Raw genomic sequence first — 12,584 nt, forward strand, 5'->3', positions numbered from 1 at the left:
CAACGCGATATCAGTGACGCCAGGCACCCCGGATTGCACGGTGATGCATAGCCGTGCATAATCATTCGCATGTCCAAGGTGCTCACTTCCCTGCCCGTCGGCGAGCGTGTCGGTATCGCCTTCTCCGGTGGCCTCGACACTTCCGTAGCGGTCGCGTGGATGCGCGACAAGGGCGCGGTGCCCTGCACCTACACCGCCGACATCGGGCAGTACGACGAGCCCGACATCGACTCCGTGCCCGGGCGGGCCGGCCAGTACGGCGCCGAGATCGCGCGGCTGGTCGACTGCCGGGAAGCCCTCGTCGAAGAAGGGCTCGCGGCGCTGACCTGCGGGGCGTTCCACATCCGCACCGGCGGCCGCAGCTACTTCAACACCACGCCGCTCGGCCGCGCCGTCACCGGCACGCTGCTGGTGCGCGCCATGCTCGAGGACGACGTCCAGATCTGGGGCGACGGCTCCACCTACAAGGGCAACGACATCGAGCGGTTCTACCGCTACGGCCTGCTGGCCAACCCCTCCCTGCGGATCTACAAGCCGTGGCTCGACGCCGACTTCGTCACCGAGCTGGGCGGCCGCAAGGAGATGTCGGAGTGGCTGGCCGCGCACGACCTGCCGTACCGGGACAGCACCGAAAAGGCCTACTCCACCGACGCCAACATCTGGGGCGCCACGCACGAGGCGAAGTCGCTGGAGCACCTCGACACCGGCATCGAGATCGTCAAGCCGATCATGGGCGTGGCGTTCTGGGACCCGGCCGTGGAGATCCCGGCCGAAGACGTCACGATCGGCTTCGAACACGGCAGGCCTGTGACGATCAACGGCAAGGAGTTCGCCTCCGCCGTCGACCTGGTGCTGGAGGCCAACGCCATCGGCGGCCGCCACGGCCTGGGCATGTCCGACCAGATCGAGAACCGGATCATCGAGGCGAAGAGCCGCGGCATCTACGAGGCGCCGGGCATGGCGCTGCTGCACGCCGCCTACGAGCGGCTCGTCAACGCCATCCACAACGAGGACACCCTCGCCAGCTACCACAACGAAGGCCGCCGGCTCGGCCGCCTGATGTACGAAGGCCGCTGGCTGGACCCGCAGGCGATGATGCTGCGCGAGTCGCTGCAGCGCTGGGTCGGCACCGCGATCACCGGCGAGGTGACGCTGCGGCTGCGGCGCGGCGAGGACTACTCGATCCTCGACACGACCGGCCCGGCGTTCAGCTACCACCCGGACAAGCTGTCGATGGAGCGCACCGAGGACTCGGCGTTCGGCCCGGTGGACCGGATCGGCCAGCTGACCATGCGCAACCTCGACATCGCCGACTCGCGGGCGAAGCTGGAGCAGTACGCGAGCCTCGGCATGGTCGGCGGCAAGAACCCGAAGCTGATCGGCGCCGCCCAGGCCGCGTCGACCGGCCTGATCGGCGCGATGCCGGAGGGCGGCGCCGAAGTGATCGCCTCGCGCGGCAAGACCGACGACGTCGAGCTGCTCGACAGCGCGGCGATGGAGTTCGGCACGGACTGATCGAGCACGCACCGAAGGCCACCACGCCCGCCGTGGTGGCCTTCGGTGCGTTCAGGGAACGAGGACGACCTTGCCGGTCACCGTTCCGGATTCGGCCAGCGCCAGCGCTTTCCCCGCTTCCGTCAGGGGAATCCGCGCGGCCACCTGGGCTTCGAGCTGTCCCTTCGCCGCGAGGTCGAAGACGGCCGTGAGGTCCTCGGCCAGGCGCGCGCGGAACCGGGCGGGATTCCGCTTGCCGCCCCAGACGTTGTAGAAGTGCGCCCGGCGCCGGTTCGGCAGGGCGTTCCACCACAGCAGCCGCGCGAAGAGCTTGAGCACCGGCAGCCGCGAGTTGCCCGGGGTGTCCTTCGTGGCCGCGCTGCCGTACGCGATCAGCGCGCCGCCGGGCGCCAGCAGGCGGAACGAGTCGGCGATGCCGGGGCCGCCGACGTGGTCGAAGACGGCGTCGACGCCGCCGGGCGCCAGTTCGCGCACCCGGGCGGGGACATCGCCGCGGTAGTCGAGCGCGGTGGCGCCGAGCGCGGTCACGACGTCGAGGTTGCGCGCCGAGGCGGTACCGATCACGGTGATGCCGGCCGTGCGGGCGAGCTGCACGAGCGTGGAGCCGACGCCGCCGCTCGCGCCGTGGACCAGGATCGTGCCGCCGGGCCGCACCTTCGCGTGCCGGTGCAGCATCTGCCACGCCGTGATGCCGTTGACCACGAACGTTTCCGCGTCGGCCGCGTCCAGCCCGCCGGGCACCGGCACCAGGTCCGCGGCGGGGACGGCGAGGTGGCTGCGCCAGCCGCCGATCTTGGTCAGGGCGGCCACGCGGCGGCCGACGAGCGCCGGATCCTCGGCGTCGAGGACCGTGCCGACGACGTCGTAGCCGGGGACGAACGGGAACGGCGGCTGGTCGAAGTACTTGCCGCGCCGCATCTGCTGTTCGGCGAAGGAGACGCCGCTCGCCTCGACGCGGAGCAAGGCTTCCCCGGGGGCGAGGGGCGGCAGCTCGCGGTGCTCGACGCGGAGGCCGTCCGGCTCGACGAGGCCGGGGAGGACGATTTCGGTGACGGTCATCAGGGGTTCCTTCCAGATGTGAGTGACTGGTCAATCACTCGACGGGCGCGAAAAAGGACTTGCTGGCCGGGGTCAGTTTTTGCCGGGGTGGCGGATGCCGGCGGAGAGGATCGCGGCCCACTCGCCGGCATGCTCGTCCAGGTCGAGGGTGGCGATCAGGTGGCAGAGCTGGCCGTAGGCGATGAACCGCTGCACCTGCTCGTCCCCGGCGCCGGAGCGCGAGCGGGCGAACTCGGTCACCTTCGCCAGCCCGCGCCGCACGGCGTCGGCGATCTCCGGCGTGTCGGCGGCCGACTGGGCGTGCACCTGCAGCATGAGCAGGTTCCGGTCGGCGATCAGTTCGGCGTAGGCGCCGCCCATCTCGTAGAGGAGCTGGTCGGGGTCTTCGCCGTCGGCCCGGGCGGCCCCGTTGGAGAGCGCGTGCGTGACGAGTTCGTAGCACCGGTCGAGCGCGGCGACGAACAGGGAAACCTTGCCGGGGAACAACTTGAAGACGTACGCGGGGGAGATGTCGGCCCGCTCGGCCACCGCGCTGATCGGCGTCCCGTGGTACCCGCCGCGGGCGAACTCGGCGATGGCGGCGTCGACGACGACGTCCCGCCGGGCGTCGGAGGTGGAGAGCGTGGCACCGCGCTTCGTCATGTGAGTGACTGTACACTCACTCTCGACGGCGGGGCAAGCGTCAGTGCTCGGGGGCGCCGCCCATCATCCGGAGCATCCCGGCGCCGCCGGTCCGGAAGAAGCGGGTCGTCAGTGCCGCGGCGAGCAGCAGGAACGCGATGTTCAGCCACGTCGTGTAGTTCCAGCTGATGCCTTCCCGCACGATCGTCGCCGAGCGCTCGGCCGGGATGAGGCCCGCGACGCCGAAGAGCAGCTCGACGAGGTAGCCCGCGCCGACCATAGCCGCGTAGAATGTGCCGAGCAGCACCAGCGCCATCCGCGCGCCGTAGTACTTCCGGTAGATGTTCAGGATCGGCAGGATCAGCAGGTCGGCGAAGATGAAGGAGACCACGCCGCCGAAGCTGATGCCGCCGTTCCACAGCACCGCGGCCAGCGGCGCGTTGCCGATCGAGCAGACGAACGCGAGGATCGCCACGACCGGCCCGATGATCGGCCCCCAGATCGCCGAAGCGACGGGGTGGTCGGTGAAGAACAGCGCGCGCCACCACGATTCCGGCACCCACGCGCCGACCGCGCCGGCGATCAGCAGCCCGATCACCAGGTCGCGCAGGATCGCCGCCCACTCCATGACGAACACGTGCGCGACGGCGGTGAAGCCGTCCGCCGAGAACAGCCGGTGGCGGAACGAACCCGGGCCCTGGACGGACATGTCCATCGCGGCGTGACCCTCCATCGACCCGGCGATGCCCTTTTCTGCCTGTTCGCGAGCCTTTTCGAGCAACCGCCCGCGGACGAACACGCGGAAGAGCACCGCCAGCAGCACGATCATGATCGGCCCGCCGACGAACTCCGCGGCGGTGAACTGCCAGCCCAGCAGCAGGGCCAGGATGATCCCCAGCTCGACGACGAGGTTCGTCGACCCGATCTCGAACGCCATCGCGGCGGTGAAGTGCGCGCCCCGGCGGAACAGCGACCGCGCCAGCGCGACCGCGGCGTAGGAACAGGACGACGACGCCGCGCCGAGCAGCGACGCCACCGCGAGCGTCCGCGGCCGGTCGTCGCCCAGCAGCCGCACGATCGTCGACTTCCGCACGACCGCCTGGACGACGGCGCTCAGCAGGAAGCCGAGGATCAGCGCCCACAGGATCTCCCAGGTCATCGACCCCGCCATGGCCAGTGCTTCACCGATCTCCGCCACGTCCGCAAGGTACCCCCGGGGAGGCGCGACCGCCCGCCGCGTCCACAAGGGACACGGCGGGCGGTTCGGTGACCGGGCTCAGACGCCGGCGGTCTGGGAGATCCAGTCGCGGTACTTCGTGATGTTGATGTACGCGGTGTAGGACTGCCGGTCGCTGGTCGACGCGACGCCGACCTGCTTGCCGTTCGCGTACATCGGGCCGCCGGAGTCGCCGCCCGCCGTGATGCCGTCGCCGCGGTTCGCGCAGACCGAGACGCCCGCCGCGCCGTCCGGGCAGTCGATCGACGTCACGCTGACCTTCGCCACCTTGAGCAGCTGGGACTGGCACTCGATCTCAGGCTTGTCGGTGCAGGTCGCGCCCCAGCCGTAGACCTCGGCCTGGTCGCCCACCTTGACGTCGCCCTCGCTGCCCAGCGGCGCGTAGTCCGTCTGCACCTGCTGGTCGATCTGCACCAGCGCGATGTCCGCGTCCGGCGCCTCGTGCACCGAGGTCGCGTTGACCGTGGTGCCCTTCGTCTGGTCGAGGTCGCCGACGTGGAAGCTGATCGACTGGCCGTCGGCGCCCTGCGTGCAGTGGCGGGCGGTGAGGATCCAGTCCGGCGCGATGATAGTCGCCGAGCAGATCTCCTGGCCGCCGGCGAACATCCGGGCCGCGGAGTGGAGCGAGTCGGCGTTGCCGCCGTCGATGATGGCCGGCTGCGCGGCCAGGGCGGGCGCGGCGGCCACGAACGCCGAGAGGAAAACACCGGAGACGACTACGCCGGTTCGCGCGATACGCACTTTACGATCAACCTCCAGCCGCGGACCGGGGCCTCGCGGTGACGGGGTGGTCAAGGACACACCCACCGTCACGGCTGTGGGTGAATCTCCGAAACCCGCCGATAGTCGGTTGATCAAGGACGCGACTTTCGTCGTGGGCCGTCCGGTCCAGTGTGCTGCCAACCGAGTGACAACGGCGCCCGCGATGTCAGCGAATCGCCCACGGCCGCGGCGGCCCCTCGTTAGAGTCCGGCTCGATGGCGCCAGAAGTGCGGTTCCACCTGCTCGGACCGCTGACCGTGACGGTCGGCGGCCGGCCGCTGCCGCTCGGCGGGGCGAAGCAGCGGGTGCTGCTGGCGCACCTGCTGCTCAACGCGAACCGGACGGTGCCGCCCGGCCAGCTCGTCGAGACCATCTGGCCGCGCGAACCACCCACATCGGCCACCGCCAACCTGCAGACCTACGTCTGGCGCCTGCGCCGCCTGCTGCCGGACACGCTCCTGCGCACCCACGGCCCGGGCTACTCGCTGGCCGTCGATCCCGACGCCGTCGACGCGCACCGGTTCACCCGGCTCGTCGGTGACGCGAAGCGCGCGGACTCGCCGGAAGTCGCGCTGACGCTGCTGGCCGAAGCCGAAGCGCTCTGGCGCGGCGATCCCCTCGAGGACCTGCCCACCGCGCCGGCGTGGGACGCCGAACTCGGGCGGCTGGTCGAGAACCGGCTGGCCGCGGTCGAGGAACGGCTGGCGCTGCAGGTGTCGCTGGGCCGCCACGACCCGGCGATCGCGGAGCTGACCGTGCTGCTGGCCGAGCACCCCTACCGGGAACGCCTGTGGCAGCAGTACTTGCTCGCGCTCACCGGCGCGGGCCGCCGGGCCGAAGCGCTGCGGGCGTACTCGACCGCGCGGGAGCGCCTGGTCACCGAACTCGGCGTCGAGCCGGGACCGGAACTGCGGGCGCTGCAGGCCGCGATCCTGTCCGGCGAACCGCTTCAGGCGCCTTCGCCGGATCCGCGGCCGGTCCGGCAGCTCCCGGCCGACTTGCCGGACTTCACCGGCCGCGACGGCTACGTCCGTGACCTGGAGGCCGCCGTCGGCCCGGCGCCGGTGGTGCTGACCGGCGCGCCCGGCACCGGCAAGACCGCGCTCGCCATGCACGTCGCCCACCGCCTCGCCGAGCGGTACCCGGACGGCCAGCTGTACGTCGACCTGGCCGGCACGGGCACCCCGCGCGAACCGGCCGAAGTGCTCGCCGACTTCCTGCACGCGCTGGGCGTCACCGGCAACGCCGTGCCGGCCGGGCTCGGCCAGCGGGCGGCGCTGTTCCGCTCGCGGCTGGCCGGGCGGCGGATGCTGCTCGTGCTCGACGACGCCGCCACGGCCGCGCAGGTCCGGCCGCTGCTGCCCGCCGACGCGGGGTGCGCGGTGCTGGCGACGACGCGCGGACGGCTGCCGGAGCTGGCGGGCGCGAAGCACGTCGAGCTCGGCGTGTTCGGCGAACGCGAGGCGTCGGCGTTGCTGGCCGGGGTCGCGGGCGCGGACCGCGTCGTCGGCGAACCGGCCGAAGCGGCGGCGATCGTGCGCTGCTGCGGGTACCTGCCGCTGGCGATCCGGATCGCCGGGGCGCGGCTGGCCGGGCGGCAGGCGTGGAGCCTGCGGACGCTGCACGACCGGCTCGCCGACGAGTCGAGCCGGCTGAGCGAGCTGCGCGTCGGCGACCTCGGCGTCCGGCCGAGCTTCGAGCTGAGCCTGCGGCAGCTGCCCGCGCGGGCGCGGACCGCGTTCTGCCGCACGGCGGTGCTGGGCGCCCAGGACTTCCCGAGCTGGGTGGTCGACGCCGTGCTGGGCCGCGAGGACACGCACGAGGTGCTCGACGTGCTCGTCGACGCCAACCTGGTTTCGCTGGCCGGCCGGGACGCGGGCGGCCAGCCGCGCTACCGGCTGCACGACCTGCTTCGGTGCTACGCGGCGGAATTGCTGGCGGAGGAGCCGGCTTCGGTGCGGCGGGAAACGCTTTCCCGCGTGTTGTCGGTGCTGCTCGCGCTGGCGAAGACGGCCGCCGCGGGCCTGCCACCGGCGTTCGGCGCGATGACGGGACCGGCGCTGCCCGCCGCGAGCCCGGAGCTGCCCGCCGCGCCGCTGGAGTGGTTCACGGCCGAACGCAAGCTGCTCGCCGGCGCGGTCCAGCTCGCGGCGGACGCGGGCCTCGACGAGCTGGCCTGGCAGCTGACAGCGGCGGCGGTCCCGTTCTACGACCTGCGCGGCGCGTACGACGAGTGGCGCCGCAGCCACCTGACGGCGCTCGCGGCGGTCGAGGCGGCGGGCAACGTCGCGGGCGCGGCCGTGCTGCACCGCGGCCTCGGCCAGGTCCGGCTGTACCACGACGAATACGAGGCGGCGGTGTCCGACATGGACCGCTCGGCGGCGCTGTTCCGCTCACTGGGCGACGTCCGCGGCGAAGCACTGGCGGTGGCGGGCCTCGGCACGGTCGCGCGGGTCCGCGACCGCCCGCGCGAGGCACTCGAGTACTACCGGCGGGCCCTGACCGGCCTGGAGCAGGCGGGCGACCGGACCGGCGTGGCGCAGATGCGCAACGCGATCGGCTCGACGTACGCGCTGCTGGGCGAGTTCACCGAGGCAGACACGTGGCTGCGGCGGGCCCGCGACCTGGCGCGCGAGATCGCGGACCCGCACCGCGAGGCGAAGGTCCTGACCGAGCTGGGCACCCTGCACCGCGACGCCGGCCGGCTGCCGGATTCGCTGGCGTGCCTGCGGCTGGCGCTGAGCATCCTGGAGGACCTCGACGACGAGCGCTGCAGCGCGTACGCGTTGCTGGGCATCGGGCAGACGCTGCTGGCGGCGGGGGAGCCGGTGCAGGCGCGCGGGGTGTGCGACCGGGCGTTGCGGGTGTTCCGGGAAACCGGGAACCGGCAAGGGGAAACGACGGGACTGGCGTTGCTGGAGCAGGCCCAGCGGAGGCGGAGTCCATCGACGGCGACGACCCGGCCTTGAGCCGGGTGGGTTCGGCGCGCGCTGCGGCCGGGTGCTGGGCGGGCCGGTGCCGTTGAACCCGGGCGCGGCCGGGTGGTGCGCGTGCCGGTGCCGTCGAGCCGAGCGGGGTGCGGCCGGGTGCTGGGCGGGCCGGTTCCGGGATCGCTCGTGAGGTGGTGGCCGTCGGCCCGTCGGCGGCCACCCGCGCTTGAGCCAGACGGGGTGCGGGCGGGTGCCCGCGTCGGAGTCGTCCGTGAGACGGTCGCCGGAGGCGGCTTGCCGCCCGGTGTTTCGGCCCCCGCGCCGGGCGTAACCCCCAGGTACGCCCGGCGCGACCGTGCTCAGTTGCTGTTGCCCGGCTTCCAGCCCAGGTAGTGCGCGAAGTACCCCTGGCGGGCGTGGCCGATGGCGCCGTTGACGCTCGTCGCCCAGACGCCGCCGTTGCCGTCGGCGATGCCCACGTGGCCGTAGGCCGAGATGTTCCAGAAGACGAAGGCGCCGCGGGGCGGGGTGCCGGTCGTGTGGCGGGCGCCGTCCGAGGAGCGCCAGTGCTCGATCGCGCTCGCGTGGTGGGTCGTGCGGTTCCAGGCCAGGCGCACCGCGCGCTCGCAGTAGCCCTGGTAGGCGGTGCTGCCGTTGCGGCTGGAGAACCACGAGATCGCCTGGTTCGCCGTCCGCGCCGCGACGAGGTCGGCGGCCGAGTCGGTGAGGACGGCGCCCGGGTCGGCGATGTCGGCCGCGGTGACCTCCGAGTACACCTCCGTCGGCGCGGTGGCGGCCGAAGCGACGCTGGCGCCGCCGAACAGCAGGGCGGCCGACAGCGCGGCCGCCTGGCAGATGGTTCGCATGGGTGTGTCTCCCTCAGTAGACCGGGACGGCGTGCCCCGGCGTCGGGGAGAACCCTGCGCGCGGCCGCTACACCGCCACTACACCGCCGCTCTCGCCGGCGGGTGACAAAAACCGCACCGGCACCGGCCAACGCGCATGACAAATTCTCCGGAAACGGAAAAGGAGAATGGCCGGTTGGGGAGTTTCTCACCTACTATCCGAAAGTCCGTTCGACGATGAAAGGATCCGATATGACGGAAACCCTCGTGCGGAAAACCGGCCGCCGATTCCTCGGAATGGGAATGGCCGCGGTGCTGGCGGGCGCGATCGCCGTGGCGGGTGCGGGCCCGGCCGCCGCGGCCGAGAAAACGCTCACCTACAAGGGCGGGTTCCCGCTGATCGGGGACCAGCAGGTGTCGGTGGTGGTCAAGGCCGACATCCCGGCGACCGCCACCGCGGGCACGCCGGTTTCGGTGCCGTTCAGCCTCGACGTCGACGCCGGCCAGGCCGCCGGTGACGGCCTGCGGCTGGTCGGCGCCACCAAGGTGTCCGGCGCGATCAAGTCCCAGGTGAACGTCGCCATCGCCGGCCAGTCGGTGGCGATCCCGATCGAGCTGCCCATCCCCGAAACGCCCGTGCCCGCCGAAGGCTCCCTGAAGTTCACCGCGCAGGGCCAAGTCGACTTCACCGTCCCGGCCGGCACCCCGGCCGGGGAGGCCACGAGCAGCGTCGACGCGGCGGCGGCCACCCACGTCGTCACCGACAGCAGCCTCGGCGAGTTCGACGTCGACCTGACGCTCGACCCGCCGGACCAGGACGCGACCCTGGGCACGACCACCGTGAACTGACGCGGGGCCCACCCCCGCCGGAATCCGCCCGGCGGGGGTGAGCCGGTGCCGGAATCCGGCACCACGGGAAATGCCGGGATCCACCGGAAACCGTTCCTCCCCAACGTGTTCCTCCCTTAGTAGGTACCGGATGCACGGGCGGGGCGCGGAGTATTCCGTGCCACCACACCGCCTCGTCACCGGCTGGAGGTCCACCTTCGTGAAAACCATGCCAGGAGTCCTTCGTGGACTCGCGATCCTTTCGGCCGCCACGGCCGCCGCCGTCGCGCTGCAGGCGCCGGCCACCGCGGCCGCCGCGCGCACCGACCTCGGCATCACCATGCAGGCCCAGCAGAAGGACCAGTGGTGCTGGGACGCCAGCGGCAACACCATCGCCGACTACTGGGGCCATTCCCTGACCCAGACCCGGTTCTGCCAGATCGCGCACAATGAGTCCGGCAGCGACTGCGCCAACAACCAGGGCTACCTGTCCGACCAGCAGCGGGTGTTCCGCTACCTCGGATTCACCAGCGCCGGGACGTACAACTCGAACGGGCAGACGCTCACGTTCACCGGCATCAAGAACCAGATCGACGCCGGGCAGCCGATCGGCACCCGCATCGGCTGGCGCTCCGGTGGCGGGCACATGCACGTGCTCTACGGCTACGACAATTCCAACGGCGCCACCCGCGTCGAATACGGCGACCCGTGGCCGAACAACAGCCGCTACAACTCGATGAACTACGACACCTACCGTTCGAACACCCAGTTCCAGTGGACCCACACCGTGTACGGAATCGAGGGATGAGCGTGCTGCGGAAAGCGATGGGCGCGGCCGTGCTGGCCGGCGCCGCGATGCTCGCCACCACCGGGGCTGCGAGCGCGGCGAACGGGCCGGCCGGCACCCCGACCGCCGCGGACACCGCCGCGATCGGGCAGCTGACCGGCAGCCGGGCGACGGTGGACCGGCTGGCCTCGACGAAGTTCCCCGGCGCCCACGCGGCGGCGGCCACGGCGAACACCGCGAAGGCCGACCCACGCACCCAGGTCGCGGTGTACGAGCCGACGGCGGCGTTCGTCGCGGGGAAGTCGGACGTCCCGGCCGAACTCGCCTACGTCGCCGTGCCGGCGCGGACCGGCGACGGTGCGGAAGCGACGGTCTGGGCCGAGCGGCAGGGCCCGGCCTGGACCGTCGTGAACGTCGCGTCCGGCGACTACGAGCAGCGTTACGCCCAGGCCGCCGCCGGGGGTTACCTCCTGCACGAGCCGCAGGTCAACGCCTGGTACGCGGTCCACGGCGACGCCGTGACGGTGCTCGACGGCTCGGTCACGGGCCTGGCGGCGGGAACAAAGCTCGCGCTGGCGGACTACCGGGCGGCGCTGCACGACCGGTACGCGGACAAGCTGCCGGGCTCGGCGTACGACCGCGACGGCGCGGGCGGCGGCTACGGCGGCCGCGAGCGCGCGGTCCCGGCCGCGGAGCCGGGCGAGGTCCCGGTGCTGCCGTTCGTGCTCGGCGGGGTGGTGCTGCTGGCGGCGGGCGCGGTCGTGGTGCCGCGGCTGCGGCGCCAGTAGGACGGTCCGCGATGTCATGAAAGGGTCGTTCACCTGGCCAGACGACATGAACGACCCTTTCATGACATTCCCACGGCACCGGGCAGACCACGCGCCGCGGCCGGCGGCTCTTGGCAGGTGATCATGATCAGGGCACAATGCGCCATGCCCGTTCCTTCGGCCCCGCCGGAGCCGGCGCGGCCGAGTGCGTCGGACCTCGCGCTGGTGGAGGCGCTGCAGCGCGACCCGCGGGCGCCGTGGACCCGGATCGCCGCCGCCGTGGGCACCGATGCCACGACGGCGGCGCGCCGCTGGGACCGGCTGCAGGCGGCCGGGCTCGCCTGGCTCACCGCGTACGTCACCGCCCCGACCACGACGGTCGGGTACGTCGACGTCGCCTGCCGCCCGGACGCCCTCGTCGCGCTCACGCAAGAGCTCTGCGGCTGGCCGGCGGTGTTCAGCGTCGAGCGCACCACCAGCCGCTTCGGGTTGTACCTGTCGCTGGCCGCGCGGGACCTCGACGCGCTGGACGCGCTGGTCACCGGCCGGATCGGGGCGCTGCCCGGGGTGCTGGAGGTGCGGTTCGCCGTCGCGACGCGCGTCTACCGCGAGGGCAGCGGGTGGCTGGTCAACGCGCTGGCCCCGGAGCAGCGGGCGGTGCTCGACGACACCGCGGAGCAGGCCCGGCTCGTCGTCCCGCAGCAGTGGAACGACCGCGACCTGCGCGCGCTGGTGGAGTCCCTCGGCGAGGACGGGCGGCGCAGCTACGCCGAGCTGGCCCGCGACTGCCGGATGAGCGAGTCGGCGGTGCGGCGCGCGCTGGCGCGGATGGTGCGCAACCACGAACTGGACTTCCGCTGCGACCTCGCGCACGTGCCGGCGGGCTGGCCGGTGATCGCGGGCTACCGCCTCGACGTGCCCGCGTCCGATCTCGACCGCGCGGGCACGGCGATCGCGCACCTGCCGGAAACCCGGCTTTCGGCGGCGGTCGTGGGGGAGGGCAACCTGGTCGTGTCGGCGTGGCTGCGCGAGCCGGCCGGCTGCACGGCCTACGAGGCGGCGCTGGCGGCCGCGGCACCGGGCGCCCGCGTCGTCGACCGCGCGATCACGCTGCGGATGCCCAAGCGGATGGGCCGCCTGCTCAGCCCGCACGGCCTCGGCGGCACCCACCAGGCGATCATCCCGGCGCGCTGAGCGTAGGGTCGGAGGCGGATTTCCGGCGCGGGGAAGGAC

At 72.6% G+C, this 12,584-nt stretch carries 11 protein-coding genes; 6 read left to right on the plus strand and 5 right to left on the minus strand.

The genetic code is table 11. The annotated features are described in order from the left end of the window. Positions 1-69 precede the first annotated feature (69 nt). Positions 70-1,515, plus strand: coding sequence for an argininosuccinate synthase (gene argG, locus EIY87_RS41580; RefSeq protein WP_125315455.1), 1,446 nt, complete (start codon positions 70-72; stop codon positions 1,513-1,515). 51 nt (positions 1,516-1,566) lie between these two features. Here the strand turns inward: argG and EIY87_RS41585 are convergent, their stop codons facing one another. The 4 genes from EIY87_RS41585 to EIY87_RS41600 form a co-directional block, all read right to left on the minus strand. Further along, entirely contained in the window at positions 1,567-2,574 is a 1,008-nt protein-coding gene (locus tag EIY87_RS41585; RefSeq protein WP_125315456.1) for a medium chain dehydrogenase/reductase family protein, read from the minus strand. 72 nt (positions 2,575-2,646) lie between these two features. Next, complete coding sequence (locus EIY87_RS41590; RefSeq protein WP_125315457.1) at positions 2,647-3,216, minus strand: TetR/AcrR family transcriptional regulator; 570 nt, start codon at positions 3,214-3,216, stop codon at positions 2,647-2,649. A gap of 40 nt (positions 3,217-3,256) precedes the next feature. After that, complete coding sequence (locus EIY87_RS41595; RefSeq protein ID WP_125315458.1) at positions 3,257-4,393, minus strand: permease; 1,137 nt, start codon at positions 4,391-4,393, stop codon at positions 3,257-3,259. Positions 4,394-4,471: 78 nt separating this feature from the next. Then, positions 4,472-5,173, minus strand: a complete 702-nt coding sequence (locus EIY87_RS41600) for a S1 family peptidase (RefSeq protein WP_125315459.1) — start codon at positions 5,171-5,173, stop codon at positions 4,472-4,474. Between the two features lie 236 nt (positions 5,174-5,409). Between EIY87_RS41600 and EIY87_RS41605 the strand changes: the two genes are divergently transcribed. Beyond that, positions 5,410-8,163, plus strand: coding sequence for an AfsR/SARP family transcriptional regulator (locus EIY87_RS41605; RefSeq protein WP_225440367.1), 2,754 nt, complete (start codon positions 5,410-5,412; stop codon positions 8,161-8,163). Between the two features lie 320 nt (positions 8,164-8,483). On the opposite strand, the gene EIY87_RS41610 is transcribed toward EIY87_RS41605, so the two are convergent. Continuing rightward, positions 8,484-8,990 carry a hypothetical protein gene (locus EIY87_RS41610; protein WP_125315460.1) on the minus strand — a complete coding sequence of 169 codons (507 nt, stop codon included), beginning with the start codon at positions 8,988-8,990 and terminating at the stop codon, positions 8,484-8,486. Positions 8,991-9,221: 231 nt separating this feature from the next. On the opposite strand from EIY87_RS41610, the gene EIY87_RS41615 reads away from it, so the two are divergent. The 4 genes from EIY87_RS41615 (at position 9,222) to EIY87_RS41630 (ending at position 12,545) form a co-directional block, all read left to right on the plus strand. Further along, the gene (locus EIY87_RS41615) at positions 9,222-9,818 is read left to right on the plus strand and encodes a DUF6801 domain-containing protein (protein WP_125315461.1); all 597 of its coding nucleotides are present in this window, start codon (positions 9,222-9,224) and stop codon (positions 9,816-9,818) included. Between the two features lie 208 nt (positions 9,819-10,026). Continuing rightward, positions 10,027-10,605 (plus strand): papain-like cysteine protease family protein, encoded by a 579-nt coding sequence (locus EIY87_RS41620; RefSeq protein ID WP_191984457.1) that lies wholly within the window; start codon positions 10,027-10,029, stop codon positions 10,603-10,605. Then, the gene (locus EIY87_RS41625; RefSeq protein WP_125315463.1) at positions 10,602-11,372 is read left to right on the plus strand and encodes a hypothetical protein; all 771 of its coding nucleotides are present in this window, start codon (positions 10,602-10,604) and stop codon (positions 11,370-11,372) included. Before EIY87_RS41620 ends, EIY87_RS41625 begins: the two co-directional genes overlap by 4 nt. A gap of 144 nt (positions 11,373-11,516) precedes the next feature. Next, positions 11,517-12,545, plus strand: coding sequence for an Lrp/AsnC family transcriptional regulator (locus EIY87_RS41630; protein WP_125315464.1), 1,029 nt, complete (start codon positions 11,517-11,519; stop codon positions 12,543-12,545). Positions 12,546-12,584 lie beyond the last annotated feature (39 nt).

It is taken from the genome of Amycolatopsis eburnea (assembly GCF_003937945.1).
GTDB lineage: Bacteria > Actinomycetota > Actinomycetes > Mycobacteriales > Pseudonocardiaceae > Amycolatopsis > Amycolatopsis eburnea.

Excerpts from the sequence above, each read along its gene's own strand:
- EIY87_RS41610 (WP_125315460.1), bottom strand. The coding sequence starts at position 8,990 with ATGCGAACCATCTGCCAGGCGGCCGCGCTGTCGGCCGCCCTGCTGTTC.
- EIY87_RS41605 (WP_225440367.1), top strand. The coding sequence starts at position 5,410 with ATGGCGCCAGAAGTGCGGTTCCACCTGCTCGGACCGCTGACCGTGACG.
- argG (WP_125315455.1), top strand. The coding sequence starts at position 70 with ATGTCCAAGGTGCTCACTTCCCTGCCCGTCGGCGAGCGTGTCGGTATC.
- EIY87_RS41630 (WP_125315464.1), top strand. The coding sequence starts at position 11,517 with ATGCCCGTTCCTTCGGCCCCGCCGGAGCCGGCGCGGCCGAGTGCGTCG.
- EIY87_RS41590 (WP_125315457.1), bottom strand. The coding sequence starts at position 3,216 with ATGACGAAGCGCGGTGCCACGCTCTCCACCTCCGACGCCCGGCGGGAC.
- EIY87_RS41620 (WP_191984457.1), top strand. The coding sequence starts at position 10,027 with ATGCCAGGAGTCCTTCGTGGACTCGCGATCCTTTCGGCCGCCACGGCC.
- EIY87_RS41585 (WP_125315456.1), bottom strand. The coding sequence starts at position 2,574 with ATGACCGTCACCGAAATCGTCCTCCCCGGCCTCGTCGAGCCGGACGGC.
- EIY87_RS41615 (WP_125315461.1), top strand. The coding sequence starts at position 9,222 with ATGACGGAAACCCTCGTGCGGAAAACCGGCCGCCGATTCCTCGGAATG.
- EIY87_RS41625 (WP_125315463.1), top strand. The coding sequence starts at position 10,602 with ATGAGCGTGCTGCGGAAAGCGATGGGCGCGGCCGTGCTGGCCGGCGCC.